At 64.8% G+C, this 15,251-nt stretch carries 13 protein-coding genes; 12 read left to right on the forward strand and 1 reads right to left on the reverse strand.

The genetic code is table 11. The features are described 5' to 3' along the window. From ACZ68L_RS35125 to ACZ68L_RS35140, 4 genes are all read left to right on the forward strand, one after another. On the forward strand, positions 1–413 hold a 413-nt coding region (locus ACZ68L_RS35125), incomplete at its 5' end, for a helix-turn-helix domain-containing protein (RefSeq protein WP_469585513.1). Positions 414–1,236: 823 nt separating this feature from the next. After that, complete coding sequence (locus ACZ68L_RS35130; protein WP_469585516.1) at positions 1,237–1,758, forward strand: hypothetical protein; 522 nt, start codon at positions 1,237–1,239, stop codon at positions 1,756–1,758. Positions 1,759–2,100: 342 nt separating this feature from the next. Next, the gene (locus tag ACZ68L_RS35135) at positions 2,101–2,316 is read left to right on the forward strand and encodes a hypothetical protein (RefSeq protein ID WP_469585518.1); all 216 of its coding nucleotides are present in this window, start codon (positions 2,101–2,103) and stop codon (positions 2,314–2,316) included. Further along, positions 2,313–2,546 carry a hypothetical protein gene (locus ACZ68L_RS35140; RefSeq protein WP_469585521.1) on the forward strand — a complete coding sequence of 78 codons (234 nt, stop codon included), beginning with the start codon at positions 2,313–2,315 and terminating at the stop codon, positions 2,544–2,546. Before ACZ68L_RS35135 ends, ACZ68L_RS35140 begins: the two co-directional genes overlap by 4 nt. Positions 2,547–2,631: 85 nt before the next feature. Here ACZ68L_RS35140 and ACZ68L_RS35145 read toward each other — a convergent pair whose 3' ends face one another. After that, positions 2,632–3,189: a LysM peptidoglycan-binding domain-containing protein gene (locus tag ACZ68L_RS35145; RefSeq protein WP_469585522.1), complete on the reverse strand. Its 558-nt coding sequence runs from the start codon at positions 3,187–3,189 to the stop codon at positions 2,632–2,634. Positions 3,190–3,373: 184 nt separating this feature from the next. Between ACZ68L_RS35145 and ACZ68L_RS35150 the strand changes: the two genes are divergently transcribed. The 8 genes from ACZ68L_RS35150 (at position 3,374) to ACZ68L_RS35185 (ending at position 15,251) form a co-directional block, all read left to right on the forward strand. After that, complete coding sequence (locus ACZ68L_RS35150; RefSeq protein ID WP_469585525.1) at positions 3,374–4,321, forward strand: hypothetical protein; 948 nt, start codon at positions 3,374–3,376, stop codon at positions 4,319–4,321. 101 nt (positions 4,322–4,422) lie between these two features. Beyond that, positions 4,423–5,469 (forward strand): hypothetical protein, encoded by a 1,047-nt coding sequence (locus ACZ68L_RS35155; RefSeq protein ID WP_469585528.1) that lies wholly within the window; start codon positions 4,423–4,425, stop codon positions 5,467–5,469. A gap of 372 nt (positions 5,470–5,841) precedes the next feature. Further along, positions 5,842–7,083: an AAA family ATPase gene (locus tag ACZ68L_RS35160; protein ID WP_469585529.1), complete on the forward strand. Its 1,242-nt coding sequence runs from the start codon at positions 5,842–5,844 to the stop codon at positions 7,081–7,083. A gap of 114 nt (positions 7,084–7,197) precedes the next feature. Next, positions 7,198–8,883 carry a vWA domain-containing protein gene (locus ACZ68L_RS35165; protein WP_469585532.1) on the forward strand — a complete coding sequence of 562 codons (1,686 nt, stop codon included), beginning with the start codon at positions 7,198–7,200 and terminating at the stop codon, positions 8,881–8,883. Positions 8,884–9,064: 181 nt separating this feature from the next. Continuing rightward, positions 9,065–10,972 (forward strand): AAA family ATPase, encoded by a 1,908-nt coding sequence (locus ACZ68L_RS35170; RefSeq protein WP_469585535.1) that lies wholly within the window; start codon positions 9,065–9,067, stop codon positions 10,970–10,972. Positions 10,973–11,083: 111 nt separating this feature from the next. After that, positions 11,084–11,335 (forward strand): hypothetical protein, encoded by a 252-nt coding sequence (locus ACZ68L_RS35175; protein WP_469585537.1) that lies wholly within the window; start codon positions 11,084–11,086, stop codon positions 11,333–11,335. A 314-nt stretch (positions 11,336–11,649) separates the two neighbouring features. After that, positions 11,650–14,448, forward strand: a complete 2,799-nt coding sequence (locus ACZ68L_RS35180; RefSeq protein WP_469585538.1) for a UvrD-helicase domain-containing protein — start codon at positions 11,650–11,652, stop codon at positions 14,446–14,448. A 152-nt stretch (positions 14,449–14,600) separates the two neighbouring features. Next, positions 14,601–15,251, forward strand: coding sequence for a TerD family protein (locus tag ACZ68L_RS35185; RefSeq protein ID WP_450202236.1), 651 nt, complete (start codon positions 14,601–14,603; stop codon positions 15,249–15,251).

Below are 15,251 nucleotides of genomic sequence, written 5' to 3' on the forward strand. Positions count from 1 at the left end.
GCTCTGTGCTGGGCATAAGGGACGGTTCTCCTGTCGTGCCCTCTCAGGCTAACCCCGCAGAACGGGATGTCTCACCCAAGGCTGACAGAGAGGGGACGCGACTCCTGGCTGCACCACAGATACACGCCTGGGCGCAGACACTGCTCAGGCCGGCCCAGGCGGACCGCCGTGACCTTCTGGCCACGGCGCGAGCCTGGCTCGCCTTTGACACACATGTCGAACCTGCAGCACGCGAGCTCGGGCTTTCCGAAGGCACGGTCCGCTCTCATCTGCGGGTCCTGGAGAACCACATGCAGCGCGATCTGGCCTCCTTTTCTGGCGTGCGCGACCTCTACGTGTCTCTGTATGTCGTCACGGGCAATCCCGGTCTTCTCACAGATGAGTCCGAGGAAGGTCTCTGCATCGTGGCCTGAGCCGGCCTGCAGTAAATACCGTGCACATCACGCCAGATATTTTACTTATGCAAATCGCGAGTCGTGCGTGGGGCTGTGAAGGTGTCTGTGCGCCTCAATGGCGGGCGTAATGCTGGGCCCCATCGCTTCAAAGAACCGACCAAGCGGTCTGAATGGGAACGTCTGTGGCGGTTTTGTGTCTGCTTGCGCATGCGTGAGTCGCGTGGGCTGCGGCGGCCGAGCTGTTGCCTCGATGAGACTGCTCGTTGCTGGGGCGCTGCTCGGGAGGCCGGTGGCTCCCGCTGTCTAATGTGTGTGTGGGGCGCCGTCAGGGCTTTGACCGGTGGTGCGGTATGGACCGGATGCGGCGTAGTGGCGTGACCGTTGAGCATCTGTCTGTTGCGGCTGCTGAGCGGGCGAGGCGGGCGACGGGTTCCGCTTACTGCGTGATCACGGAGTCGTGCCGTCAGGCCGGCGTACCGCAAGGGCTGGGAAGTTGTGGCGGCTTATCGGACGCGGGCAGGCCTGCTGCTTCGGCGTCCCGGCAAGCCGAAGCGTACCCACATTCAACGGGCAATGCGACGGCGATTAGGGTGACTTGGCGGCCGGGCGGACATTCGGGAGGCGCTGCTCCGGCCGCTCGTGCCGGTGGTGTGCACCCCCGGCGTGAGTGCCGTGTGGGAGGTGCACACCTGGGCCGCTAAGCGGCTGGCAGGTGCAGAGTCAATACGACCATCCAGTCGGTTTGTGCAGGGGCGTAATGGTGTAACCCGCTGAATATGCATAGCGTTGCTGTTGCAAGCGCAGCAAACCTCCCTGATCTCGCACATAAAGGAGTGCACCGGTGATCCACCCTCACCCCGACGAAGCGTCCGGCTCTGACGAGTTCAAGGGCTTCAACGAAGCCCGGCGCATCATGTGGTGCCATGACGCTCGTGCCCGCGTGTACGAGCGGTTCGAGCAGACCAGCTTCATCGGTGACACGAATGTGACAGCCGTCCACATCGACAACACCACCAGGGCGGACCGTGTGTTCCTCGTGGCGTTCGACAAGGCTGGCCAACAGGTCGGTGTCGACACGCTCTACGTCGACGAACCGAATCAACGCCTCGATGTCACACCTGAGTTCGACCATGACTTCACCGGCATGAGCGTCGTGCCCGACTCCCAGCTTGAGCAGGCCATCGCCCGTGAATACGGCTGGGTCGTCAACCTGAAGCCCCTGCGCGAGTACGACGCCCTGGCCGATCGTCGGGCCACGCAGCGCGCGGTGTTCCTCGCGCATCTGCAGGACATGATGAAGAACGGTGACGTCCGCGGATTCCTGTTTGGCCGAGGTGAGTCCGACGACACTGATGCCGCGTGAGAGACCACGACCTCGTACCTCAGACGACCCCGCCGGCCAACAGCCGGCGGGGTTTTCTGATCTCTGACGCTGTTACAAAGCTGCACTTTCACAACAGGGGAGGGGATCAGCACAGCTGATCCGGGTGTCGAACCCAGGCCGAGTGCTTTGCGAGTAAGGCATGCCGTGGACCGGCTCACGCCGGTCCCGGGTGACGTCTCGCGGTGAGCCCGCCGAGGCTCCGCAATTTGTCTTCGACGCCTTCCGCGCACAGGAGCACAACCATGAGTCATCGGCTGACCATGCTGGACCCCACGCTCAAGTTCACCAGCAGCCACGTCAATCCCTTGGATGACGGGGTGGATGGCACCAAGACCACGATCTGGCAGACCCCTGAGGGAAGCCTCTACCGCGTCATCGAGCGCCGGGGTCGAGTTCGGCGTCTCGACCCTCGTTCCCGCGGGCTGGATCAGGCTCCTGCACCTGCGCAAGACCAGCGACAAGGTCGCCACTCCCGACGAAGCGATGAGCCTCTGGCTGGGCATCCAGAACCTCCCCGAGCCCAAGACCGAAGCATGACAGCCCCTGGTAGTCCCGGACTGACGCTGAGCGACCTCCTCGATCTGGGCACGGCGCTCGACCTCGTCGACGCGAAGATCGAGCTGCTCGGTGAGTACAAGCTCGAATACCCGCAGGACTACGCGCCGGATGACATCCGGCGCATGAACGAGGAAGTCGAGCAGTTGCGCCAGCTGCGCACGCGGCTGGCGGACCTGCAGGCCCGTCAGGAGGAAGACTCCTCCGCCTGATAAGACGACGATGCCCTGACCGCCGGCGTGGCGATCAGGGCATCCAGGTGGGCTCCGTGGGCAGCAGGGCCGCCCCGCCGGGTCATCACACCGGCGGGATGAGCAGTGAAGCCCCTGCGTAGATGAGATCCGGGTTCTGGATCTTGTTCGTCTCGACCAGGATGCCGATCGGCACCCTGGTCGTCCCCGAGATCGCCGTGAGCGTGTCGCAGGGCTTGATGCTGTACGGCTTCGCCTTCGGCGCGGGCTTCGCCTCGGTCGGCGCTCCCGAACCGTTGGACTTGTCCTCGTCGCCGCGACCCGGCGTCGGATCCTGACTCGCCGAGCCCTCGTCCCGCTTCCTCGTGCCGCCTCCGCCCGGCTGCTGAGCACCACCGCCTCCGGCGTTCTGCTCGCCCGGGTTCACCGGGGCCTCAACCGGGGCGTGATGGCCCTGCAGCGCCTCGATGATGCCGCCGTCGGAGATCGCGAGCTGCGTCAGGCCCCAGCCGGCGAAGAGCGCTGCCCCGCCCACCATGACACTGGCGGCGATGACGGGTCCGTTGCCGAAGCCCATCGGGCCGGCATGGCTCCCGGCGGGCGCTCTCGTCTGTGCCGACGACTTCAATGCCGCCCCCAATGGCCTCTGAATCGTAGCCGTCATCCCTGTCCCAACTCCTCTGCGAATAGCGCGCACAACCATTCATGTCCGACATCAACATTCTACTCATAGTCGAATCGAAGTTGATAGAATAAGGGACTGGATGGCAGTTCGAATCCTGTCCGATAGGCCCTGAATAGACCCCTGAACCACCGACCGTCAGACCGAACGAAGGAACCGCACCACCATGGCCAACTACTCCATCTCCGCCAGCCAGATCACCGAGGGCAAGAACGTCTTCATCCGCGGCAAGCTCGGCTTCGCCGTGCTCGCCCGTCTCATCGAGGGTGCAGAGCTCGCCGCCAGCGACCAGCGCAAGACCCAGAACGGCATGAACCCCGTCGGCAAGCCGCACACCACGGCGACGATCATTCACGCCGAGGTCCAGTGCGCCGATCCGAGCAGCCCGACCCTCGAAGAGCAGTTCGTCGCCGAGCGCCGCTACCCGTCCCCGAAGCGGCCCGAAACCGGACTCAACTACTCCATCGACTCCAAGGGCAGCACCCTGCCGATCATCGCCATCCCGTCTGCGACCGGCGACGGCACCTTCGACCAGGACGAGTCCGGCCAGGAGCTCGCCCAGGGTCTGGACGTCACGCTCGTGCTGCGCACCTACAAGCCGAAGAACTTCAACAACCGCGGCCTGGCCCTGGAGCAGGTGATCGTTCACGAGACGCCGCGCTACTACAACGCCGGTGGCATCGACCAGGCTGAGCTGGCTGCCCGTGGCATTGTGCTCAACGGCACGCCGCGCGCTGTCCAGGCTGCGCCCATCGCTGCTGCCGCTGCCGCCGTCCCGGTGGCGACCGAGGTCGAGGACGGCCTGTCCTTCCCGGCCCCGCAGCCGGCGGTGGCCGCGCCGGCTGTGGTTCAGGCGCAGGCTCCGGCTGCTGTCGCTCAGCCGACCGCCGTGGCTGCACCCGTCGCTGCTGCTCCTGCTCCTGCTCCGGCTGCAGTTCCGGCTGCGGCTCCCGCTCCTGCCCAGCAGGAGACCCTGGAGCAGAAGCTCGCGCGCCTGGAGGCCGAGAACACCGCCCTCAAGGACACCGGTTCGGCCGTGGGTTCGCCCGTGGCAACCGGCCCCTGGAACGGCGGCGGCCAGCCCCAACAGGCGGGGATCACCTACCAGAGCTGATCCACGCTGACCCCCGATGAGACCCCCGTACTCGCATGCGTGCAGTACGGGGGTCCTGTCTTTCTCTTCCAGCTCCTCCGATCGAAAGCACGTGTCCCACGATGACTCCAGCCGACCCTCATGCCTGGTTCCCGCAGTTCTACGGCAACCCCGCGATCCGCACTCTCGCCAGTGCCTGTCGGTGGACCATCTCCGGACAGATCGGAGAGGAGACCCCCGACGATCCCACCAAGCCGCCGAAGCGCAAGGCCCCGATCGACGTGCGACACCTGCTCGCCGGCTGCACGTCCGGCTGCAAGCACGCCGGCCCGCTGCGCGGAGCCTTTGCCCTGGACGAGACCTGCCTGCTCACCCTCGACGAGCTCACCGCAGCAATACCGAATGCCGCGAACACCGCGTTCTACCTCCAGGCCCAGACAGACGGGCTGCTCGTCCTCGACATCGAGCCTGACTGCCCGCCTGCAGTGGCCACAGACCTGCTGCGGCTGCCGGGCATCCTCTATTCGGAGCTGTCGATGTCCGGCCGGGGCTTCCACCTCGTCATGCCGATGCCGAAGAACTTCCACGACTTCCCCGTGGCCGCCGACAAGCGCGTCCTGCGCGAGGAGCACGGCTGGTACGAGCTGCTCCTGGACCACTGGTCGACCTTCACGCGCCAGCCGGTGCCCGAGCGCATCGTCGCCCACGTCGAAGCGGTGACTACTGCGCCTGCCTTCGCCTCGATCGAGGACCTCTACGCGGAGCTGGCCGTGAACGCCCGCGAGAGCGCTGGTGCTTCAGCATCAGCCGTCGATACCGCCGATGACATGCCCGAGATCCCCTACTCGCAGGCCATCGTCGAGCAGACCCTGGTCAACGCACGTCATCAGTTCCGGGATCCCGGCGACTTCAACCACGACATGTCCCGCTGGGAGTTCTCGGTTCTCGCCTCGCTCTACGGCTGGATGCGGACGCAACTGCGCGCCTACAGCGCCCTCGGAGTCGAGTACTCGACGGGCGACATCGCGTGGCTGCTCTACAAGGCGGCGCTCGACGTCATCCCGGCGCGCCCCAAGCACAGCGAGCGGCGCAACGGCCGGCCCTTCCTCCTGGACCGGGCGGCTGCACTCGTGGCCGACCGTGAGGCCCGCGCAGCGTCGGCCAACTGACGCTCTGTTCCTGCACCTGCTGCTTCTGCTCCTGGTTCATCTGCTCCTGGTTCATCTGCTCCTGGTTCATCTGCTGTCTCCGGCAGCGGGTGGGGTGGGTGACGGGTGCTGCGGCAGGGCCGAGCACAGGTGGTGGATAAGTGCTGGATCGCGCGGAGCGCGATCGGGTGGCGATGTGCAGCGGGGCTCCATCGCCACCAATGACGGGAGTGCGGCTCTCCGCCCGGCTCCGACGACGCGGCCCATGGCCTGCGCCACGGGGCCGTTCACGGTCTGTTCAGCCTCGGCGATGCCGAGAGCGGCGCAGCACCGTCCTCCGACGTCTCTTCTCTTTCTCTCTCTTCCTCGCCCACGCACAGAAAAGACATCGACATGAAGTTCAACGACACCCTGACGACCCTCATCAAGCAGTCACTCGAGATCGGCGCGACGCCCGCTCTCATGGGTGAGCCCGGCATCGGCAAGTCCAGCTTCGTCGAGGCCCTGGCCTACTCCATGGGCACGCAGGCCTTCACGCTGCCGTGCAACCAGCTGGCCGACAAGGCTGACCTCACTGGTGCCCGCCTGGTGCCGTACACCAAGGACGACGGCACCGAGAGCTACAAGCAGGTCTTCTACCCGCACCAGGTGATCCAGGAGTGTATCGACTACGCCGAGGCGAACCCGCGCGAGTGGCCGATCCTCTTCCTCGACGAGATCAACCGGACCACCTCCGACGTCACGTCCGGCGCGCTGACCCTGGTCACGCTGCGCCGTATGGGCCATGTTGCGCTGCCCAAGAACGTACGCATCGTCGTGGCCGGCAACGACAAGGGCAACGTCACCTCGCTCGATGAGGCGAGCCTGTCCCGCTTCGCGATCTTCCACGTCGAGCCCGATGCCGCCACCCTCATGTCCGTCCTCGGCGACAACCTGAACCCCTGGGTGAAGGCGGTGCTCACGCAGTACCCCGCGCTGATCTTCCAGAAGTCGACGCCCGAGGCCATCGTCGCCGACGGCCAGGACGACGACGACAACGGCAACGTGACGATGGCCGATCTGTTCGACGGCGGCGAAGAGATGAACCAACTCACCACGCCGCGAACCATCGACAACCTGTCGAACTGGCTCAACGTGGCCGACCCGCAGCAGCTGGCGCAGTACCTGGCCACCCCGGTCCAGGTCGGCGACCGCGAGGTCTCGCTGCTCAACGAGGCCATCGAGGCCTTCGTGGGGGACACCATGTTCACCACACAGCTCGTGGCCACCATCGCTCAGGACCTGGCGAACAACGCCGGCGGCGTGCAGCAGAACCGGGTGAACGTGCCCAGGCCGAACTGCTACCGGAACCTGCAGGCTGTCGCGACCGTGACCGACATGGCCGCGGTCATCACCACGCTGACCGACAACGAGAAGTCCGGGTCGCTGCTGTACGCCCTCAAGGAGAGCAAGGACAACGCGCGCCTCATCGAGCAGCTGGCGATGGCCACCACCCAGTTCGAGCCGGAACACACCCGCACGCTCATCGAGATGGTGACCAGCCAGCAGATCGACCGCCAGAACCTGGAGGCCTTCATGGAGATCGACGCTCCGATCGTCAACCAGGCCAAGCCGTTTCTCTCGGCCTTCCTCTGATCGATCGCTCACCGGTGGTGGGGACTGCCTCGGGCTCCAGTCCTTGCTACAACTCCCCACCAGCGGCAGCGCGTTGCACTGCGCTGTCTTGTCCTCAGAAGGAGACCACAAACCATGACGATCACCGTCACGAACCAGAAGCCGGCCGTACTCGACGCACTGCACACCATCTCGTGCACCGGTGATTACGACCCGATGCCAGCGATCCAGCAGACCCTCATCGACCCACTGCTGGAGCCGTTGAACCCCAATGCCCCGGCGAGCATCACCGACGCCCAGGGCGCTGATCTGACGCCGGTCATCCCGGACCTGATCCTCAGCTGCCTCGGCGACACGGTGAACGCGACCAGCGAGCAGACCGTCAAGGAGCTGCTCGGACAGACCCTGATCAACTTCGACCAGGGCACGCCGCTGCCGGTCGCCGAGCTCTTCGCCGTCCAGGCCGGGCAGCGGAACAAGATGCCCGCGCCCTCCACACGGGTGCTCTACACGGCGCAGGTCGATGTCCTTCCGACCGCGAAGGCTCTGCTGGCGGGGACCGGCGACGAGAGCGCCTTCTTCGCCTCGATCGCCTACACCTTCCACCCCGACACGCTCGGGTTCTGGTTCCAGTCCTCTGCGGCCTTCGACGACTTCAAGGTCTGGCTGTCCCAGCAGACTCAGGCGATGGCCAATGCGCTGCCGCCGGCCACCACCAAGCTGCTCAACGACTTCACGAACCTGTCCCTGAAAGGACTCACTGAGTCGCTGCTGGTCCGCAAGGACGACTCCGACGCCAACGATGAGCACTCCTTCGCCCGCGTGCTCGTGCACATGCTCATGAACTACGTCGGGCAGCAGCGGGCCCAGGCCAGCCAGCAGAGCATCACCCTGGATACCGGCGTCCTGCCGTTCACCGTGGGAGAGCTGTTCGTTCCGCGCTCCATCGTCTTGGTCAACGTCGAGGCCCACGCCCGGGCCACCGCGGCGAAGATCACGGGGGAGTGGAACCTCATCAACCAGTCGCTGGCTTCGCCGGTGAAGGTCGTCTCGAACGCCTCGCTGTCCAAGCTCACCTCGCTGCCGCGGGCAGCCGCCCGGGCTGCCGCTATGGGGGCCAAGCAGCAGCCGGGCCAGCCTGGCAGCCGCAGCGCCCAGGTGGCGTTCCGCAAGCAGCCGCCGAGCAAGCTCGACCTGTTCAAGGACATCACCCGGGTGCTGCGCCGCATGGGCAAGGTCAACAAGTCGCAGAACGTGTTCCGCACGACGAAGGCGACCTTCCTCAAGGCCAACCGCCGGGACCCGGACGACTTCAACAAGCCCGGCCGGATCACCTCGGTGCAGTACATGCCCGATCTGCACATCTACATCGACACCTCCGGCTCGATCTCCGAGGCGAACTACCAGGAGGCGGTCATGACGCTCATCAAGATCGCCAAGAAGCTGAACATCAACCTGTACTTCAACTCGTTCAGCCACTTCCTGTCCCAGGAGGTGATGCTGCGCACGGAAGGCAAATCGACGGCCCAGATCTGGAGGGAGTTCCGCAAGATCCCGAAGGTGTCGGGCGGAACCGAGTACACGCAAATCTGGCAGTACATCAACGCCAGCCGAGTGCGCCAGCGCAGGCTCTCGCTCATGATTACCGACTTCGAGTGGTCGCCGCCGTCCACGCGTCAGGACCACCCGAAGAACCTGTACTACGCGCCGTGCTCCGCCATGGACTGGTCGTCCATGGTGGACCTGGCCAAGCGCTACGCCGACTCGATGAAGCACATCGACCCGAGCATCCGGCAGAAACTCCTCGGCATGGTCGTCTGACCCTGCCATCCCCCCCCAAGAACTGCCAAGAGCGGTGCCGTGCGACCAACCCCGCTGGTCGGCACCGCTCTTGGCGACTCCTGACTTTCTCTCTCATCCATCCATTTCCCTGCTCGGAGCCCCGTGGCGCATCCATCCAGCGCGCCATCACGCCGAGCGACCCGCACCGAAGGAGGACCCGATGGGTCTCAGCAACTTCACACCCGGCGGCTCCGACGACGACACGGGCAACGGCAGTGGTGGCGGCAGCTTCCCTCCGCGGTTCCCGGCGATGGGCCTGCCCTCCGGCAGCGCCGATGACGTCAAGGAGCTCCTCGTCGACTACAACGAGAAGTTCAAGAACGTCGATCCGACCATGTTCCGGGACACGCTCATCGAGCAGGTCCTCTCGGTCATGATCTGCAAGACCAAGCCCAACGCTCTGCTGGTCGGCTCCGCCGGCGTCGGCAAGACGAAGATCGTCGAGGACATTGCACGGCGCATCGCGCTGGGCGACACCCTCATTCCCGACCAGCTCAAGGACCACACGATCTACGAGCTGCCCATCACCAACATCATCGCTGGGACCGGCATCGTCGGTTCGCTGGAGGAGAAGGTCAAGGCGATCGTCGAGTTCGCCTCGGACCCCAAGAACAAGGTCATCCTGTTCATGGACGAGATCCACCAGATCACCGGCGGGTCTGGCAGCCACGGCGACGCCGTCGGCCGCAAGATCTCGCAGATCCTCAAGCCGGCCCTGGCCCGCGGCGACATGTCCGTCATCGGTGCGACCACCAGCACCGAGTCCCGGGCCTTCGACGAGGACCCTGCCTTCGCCCGTCGCTTCACCCGGCTCATCGTCGACGAGCTGAGCGTGGAGCAGACCCTGTCCGTGATGACCACGGTCCGGCCTGGTCTGATGGCGCACTACCGGCACCAGATCGGAGTCTCCGACGACGTCCTGGCGTCAGTGGTGCAGATCGCTGAAGCCAATTCGCGAGCTGGCCAGCACCGTCCGGACAACGCCATCACCCTGCTCGACCGGGCGATGGCCGACCGGGTCCTGGAGCAGAAGAAGCTCATCGTCCAGGCCGAGAGCGCCGGCGACACGGTGCTCGTGCAGGCCTTGCGGTCCATCCCGCAGGTGCCACTGACGGACACCCGTGTGCTCGATGTGGCCAAGCGCCTGATGACCGGAAACGCCCAGCGCAAGGACCTCGACGTCGCCGCGCTGAGCGCCACGCTCACCAGCCGGCTCCAGGGTCAGGACGACGTGCTCGCCACGCTCACGGACCGTCTGGCCCGCGAAGAGCTCGACCTGTTCCCGACGAAGACGCCTACGACGTGGCTGTTCGCCGGGGCCTCGGGCGTGGGCAAGACCGAGACGGTCAAGATCATCGCCGAGGAGATGACCGGCATGGAGCCGATCATCCTGAACATGACCGAGTTCCATTCAGAGTGGTCGACGTCGAAGATCATCGGCTCGCCTCCCGGCTACGTCGGATCGGACTCCAACCAGGAGCTCCCGTTCGACACGCTGGAGTCCAACCCGTACCGGGTGATCCTGCTCGACGAGTTCGAGAAGGCCGACAAGGCCGTGCAACGCCTGTTCCTCTCGGCATTCGATGAGGGCTACATCCGCAACGCCCACGGCAAGGTACTGGACTTCAGTAAGGCGTTGGTCATCTGCACGACCAACGCCGCGCGGGAGGCGCTTGACGGCAGGCAGATCGGCTTCGGCAGCAACCCGAAGACCATCTCGAGCCAGAGCCTCAACAAGGCGCTGGAGCAATTCTTCGATGCCGAGCTGCTGGGTCGGTTCTCGTTGGTTGTCGGGTTCAACCCCATCGATCGGGAGACCTACCGGCAGGTCATGGCTGCCGACTACGCCCGGCAGCGTGAGCGGATCGTCGAGGCCAAGCCGCGGCTGGCCCAGGTGCTGCCCGCGTCGATGCCCGACGACGAGCTGCATGCCATCGAAGATGCCACCTACGTGGACTCCCAGGGTGCGCGGCCGGCGCGCAAGGCGGTTCGCACCTGGATCGAGGACTACCTGCTCGCTGCCCAGACCGGCAGCACAGTCACAGCAGCATCTCCGTCGGACGACTGAGCAGCCGTCCGCCTCGCAGCACGTCGAGCGCCCCTGTTCCGGTTGTTCCGGAGCAGGGGCGCTCGACGTACCTCACCCCCAAACCCTCATTGCTCAGAAAGGGGGACAGCCATGTCCACCATGCTCCCCGAATCCCTGATCCAGGAGCAGCGAAAGCGAGCCCAGGGGCTCGCCGCCGCAGCCCGAGCAAACCTCACCACCCATGTCCGGAACACCGATGAGCTCCGCGAACTGGGCCTCATGCTTGGCCTGATCGAGGTCGATCCCGCAGGATCCCTCGTCACGGCCTGTCCCTGGGATCTCGATGACGGCGATGCTGCCGCCGATGGTCCCGACCGGCGCTCGGACTCTTCCACGGAATGAGCCGAGCTGCCGCTGATGAACGACCGCGCGCCTGGGTAGCGCGCGGTGTCCGGGGTGTGGCTTCGCCACGTACCCCGGATTCAAGGGCCTAACGGCCCCTGACGGGTGGGTTGAGAGGAACACGGGCGGGGCTCGTCATCTGGCGAGAGCCCCGCCCGTGTTCATACCTGCGCCCATGATCCAGCCCTGTCGCTGCTCTTCTCGCTCATTTTCGAGCATTCGACTGACTAATCAACTCCTGCCGGAATTGCTATGTGGCGCCATTCACTCTTTCTCTCGATCTGCCTCTCGGTCCATGAAAGAAAGGCAACGACATGCCTGTCCTGCTTGATGACCTCGATCTCTCGGCCAACGCCGTTGCTCAGAAGGCCGTCGACCCGAAGTTCTTCTCCTCCAAGCTCACCGGCAACGGCAAGAAGATCGGCCTCCTCAACGAGTCCCTGCTGCCCATCAACACGGTCACCAACACCGCCTACGCCATGGCCACCGACATCGAGGTCAAGCAGAGCTCCACGCAGCACGACATCACTACGACGTCGATCCCGCTCGCGCCGATCACGCGCCGCGCCCTGAACGCTGGCGGGTCCTTCACCCTGCCGAGCCCGCACGTCGATGACCGCTTCGCCATCGACACCTCCTACAGCCGCTTCGACGACTGGGACGTCACCTTCGACATGACCCCGCAGGCGCTCGTGTTCTACGAGGACAAGTCCGGCGGCAAGTCCATGCGCGACCTCGTCATCCAGTACCGGATGGGGCTGTACTTCTTCAAGAAGGGGCTTCCCGAGCCGGAGTTCACAACTGCTGTCTCGCACTCGGTCGGCTACGGCAACCACAACGCCGCCGTCTTCCTGCAGTGGGACACCAGCCCGCTGGAGAACGCCCGCGACTACGTCCAGGACGTGCTCACATCCGTCGGCCTGACGGCTTCCAACCTCGACGACGAGTTCGACGAGTGGATGCGCCAGTACTCCATCTACGAGCGCATCACGCGTCTGGCCCAGATCTGGGACTCCGAGGCGATCGCCGAGGAGGTCTGCCGCTACATCACGGACATGCCCGCAGGCCCGACGGAGCAGCAGCTGAACATGCTCGCCGTCCAGCTGCGCTACCTGGAGAACTACAACGTCCCGCTGGAGGCCTACCGCCAGATCCACAAGCAGCTGGATGTGACCTTCTCCGACCCGATCTCCACGAAGCTGTCGAAGCAGAACCTCAGCCTGCTGATGAACCACACGCTCGACCACCTGGAGCAGATGAAGCCGCAGCTGATCGTACCTGCGCAGCCGGCCACGCCTCCGAATCTGCCGCCCCACCTGTCCAAGCAGCAGCTCGATGCGCTCACCACGCACGAGCCGTTGGTGATGACGCAGGCAGGAGCCGGCACCGGCAAGTCGACCGTGATCCTGGAGCGGATCAAGTACCTCGAAGCCTGCGGCGTCCCCGCCTCGGACATCACGGTGCTCTCGTTCACCAACGCAGCGGCCGACAACATCACGGAGAAGAACCCGGACGTCGGCTCGATGACGATCGCCAAGATGATCATCGACATCTACTCGATGAACCACCCGAGGCACAAGGTCTCGGCGATCGACACGATCATCAACTCGATCGACATCTTCTACCCGAACAGCCAGTTCGCGGCGACGTTCCGCCACCGCCTGCTGGAGGTCGACCAGAACAGGACCGGCGCGTTCACGGCCCTGAACACCTTCGTCGAGAGCCACTTCGACGAGGTGATTGCTCTGCTCGACCGCATCGAGCAGACGTCGCTGGAGCTGCAGATCATCATCTGCTACCAGAAGATCGACGACATGGCCGAGCCGGCCCATGTGCGGTCGAAGTACCTCATCATCGACGAGGTCCAGGACAACTCGGTCTTCGAGTTCATCTACGTGCTGAAGTACATCACCAAGCACTCTCAGTCCCTGTTCATCGTCGGCGATGCCTCGCAGACGCTGTACGAGTTCCGTTCGGCGAACCCGCGCGCGCTCAACACCCTGGAGGGCTCGGGGGTCTTCGCGACCTTCAAGCTCACGACGAACTACCGGAGCAACCAGGAGATCCTGGACTTCGCGAACGTCGTGCTCGGCGGCCTGGAGACCAACCAGTTCGCCAACATCCAGCTGCAGGCGAACTCGCTCGCGATGCCCACGGCCGACTCGTTCCAGGAGAAGGTCACGCTGGAGTACCGCGAGGTGGCCCGGCTCACGGGGTTCGTCACCCAGGACCTGCAGGCGATCGTGCGCAACACGGTCATCCCCGACTACGTGGACAAGTGTCTGGACCGGGGCGAGCAGGTGGCCTTCCTGGCCTATTCGCGCCGTGAGGTGGCCCTGATCCAGGACGTGCTCGAAAAGCGCTACCCGGACCGCCACGTCGCCTCCCTGGTCAGCGACCGCGTGTACGCCACGGACATCTTCTCGAAGTACATCAAGTTCTTCTGGAACGACGTCCTGCAGGCACCGCCGAACAACGCCGCGTTCGTGGTCTCCCAGGGGATCAAGGACAACATGGGCAAGCTGACCAAGAACGCCGCCAATGCCAACGTCGAGAAGGCGATCCTGCGCACGATCTCCGAGTGGTGGATCGAGAACAGCGCGACGATCAACGGCTGGGTGACGCTCTGCCACCAGGGCGCGCTCACGCACAAGGCATTCTTCGACCGGCTGCGCGACAACCTCCTCTCCTTCGAGATTCAGCGGAACCAGCAGAAGCTGAACATCAACAAGCAGAGGAACCAGGAGCGCAAGCGGAAGAACCTCGAGTCCAAGGCCGACCTGGTCGTTTCGACGATCCACGGTGCCAAGGGTCTCGAATTCGATAACGCTGTCGTCCTCTACAGGGAGGACACGAAGATGACCCAGGACGCCAAGCGGATGTACTACGTCGCCTTCACCCGTGCCATGAAGAGCCAGTACGTACTCGGCTACGGCACCGTGAAGAACCCGCCGATCCAGAGCAGTTACGAGCAGATCGTGACGGCTCTGACCGAGCGCGACAAGAGGAACGCCGCTCGCGCCCTCGGCATCGATCCGAATCTCCTGGACGACAACGACAGCGCTGCTCCCGGCAGCGCCGACGACCGCTCCGCGGTCACCGCGGCCGTCTGACCAACCGCCACCACCCCATGCCGCAGGGACGGATCCTCGCCCGGCGACGAAGAGCAGCAAAGACGCAGCGAGGCCCATGTTCCGGATCGTCATGATCAGAACAGGGGCCTCCGTGTTCCGCAAAAAGCGACTTTCAAGAAGGAGTTCGAACAATGACCATCAACTTCCGCAAGGGTGTCGACTCGTCGCTCGACGGCGTGACCAAGCTGGTGTTCGGCGCGGCCTGGGACCGAAAGACCGCCAAGCAGTCCGGCTTCGCCCGCAAGCTCGCGCTCAAGACCGGCGGCAAGATCAACCTGGGCGGTGGGCAGAAGGACATCGACCTCGACTTGGCGCTGATCCTCTACCGCGACGGCGAGCCCAAGCGCATCGTGATCGGCCACAACATGGACCCGGTGCACGGCGCGGCGGTCCACTCCGGAGACAACCAGACCGGCGAGGGCGACGGTGATGACGAGACGATCACGCTCAACCTGACGAGCCTTCCCGCGTGGGTGACCGAGTGGGCAGTGGCGGTGTTCGCCTACAAGCTCGGAACCAACTTCGACCAGGCTCAGAACGTCTCCCTCAACGTCTACGACGCCAGCAACCAGGGCTCTGCCGTACTGCTCGACGAGCTGATGCCGACCCTCGGAGCCGGAGCAACCGCCAGCATCATCGCCAGCGGAAAGATCAACCGGGACGCGGCGGGCAACCCCATCGACGGCTGGACCACCACGCTGGTCGACAAGGCCGGCCGCCTCGGCAGCCAGGGCGACGACACTGCCGTACTGGCGTTCGCCAAGCAGAACGCGGGAATCTAA

Source organism: Streptomyces sp. NPDC104309 (assembly GCF_055584025.1).

Coding starts and splice junctions, on each gene's coding strand:
- ACZ68L_RS35135 (WP_469585518.1), top strand. CDS start 2,101: ATGGCACCAAGACCACGATCTGGCAGACCCCTGAGGGAAGCCTCTACC.
- ACZ68L_RS35140 (WP_469585521.1), top strand. CDS start 2,313: ATGACAGCCCCTGGTAGTCCCGGACTGACGCTGAGCGACCTCCTCGAT.
- ACZ68L_RS35145 (WP_469585522.1), bottom strand. CDS start 3,189: ATGACGGCTACGATTCAGAGGCCATTGGGGGCGGCATTGAAGTCGTCG.
- ACZ68L_RS35150 (WP_469585525.1), top strand. CDS start 3,374: ATGGCCAACTACTCCATCTCCGCCAGCCAGATCACCGAGGGCAAGAAC.
- ACZ68L_RS35155 (WP_469585528.1), top strand. CDS start 4,423: ATGACTCCAGCCGACCCTCATGCCTGGTTCCCGCAGTTCTACGGCAAC.
- ACZ68L_RS35160 (WP_469585529.1), top strand. CDS start 5,842: ATGAAGTTCAACGACACCCTGACGACCCTCATCAAGCAGTCACTCGAG.
- ACZ68L_RS35165 (WP_469585532.1), top strand. CDS start 7,198: ATGACGATCACCGTCACGAACCAGAAGCCGGCCGTACTCGACGCACTG.
- ACZ68L_RS35170 (WP_469585535.1), top strand. CDS start 9,065: ATGGGTCTCAGCAACTTCACACCCGGCGGCTCCGACGACGACACGGGC.
- ACZ68L_RS35175 (WP_469585537.1), top strand. CDS start 11,084: ATGTCCACCATGCTCCCCGAATCCCTGATCCAGGAGCAGCGAAAGCGA.
- ACZ68L_RS35180 (WP_469585538.1), top strand. CDS start 11,650: ATGCCTGTCCTGCTTGATGACCTCGATCTCTCGGCCAACGCCGTTGCT.
- ACZ68L_RS35185 (WP_450202236.1), top strand. CDS start 14,601: ATGACCATCAACTTCCGCAAGGGTGTCGACTCGTCGCTCGACGGCGTG.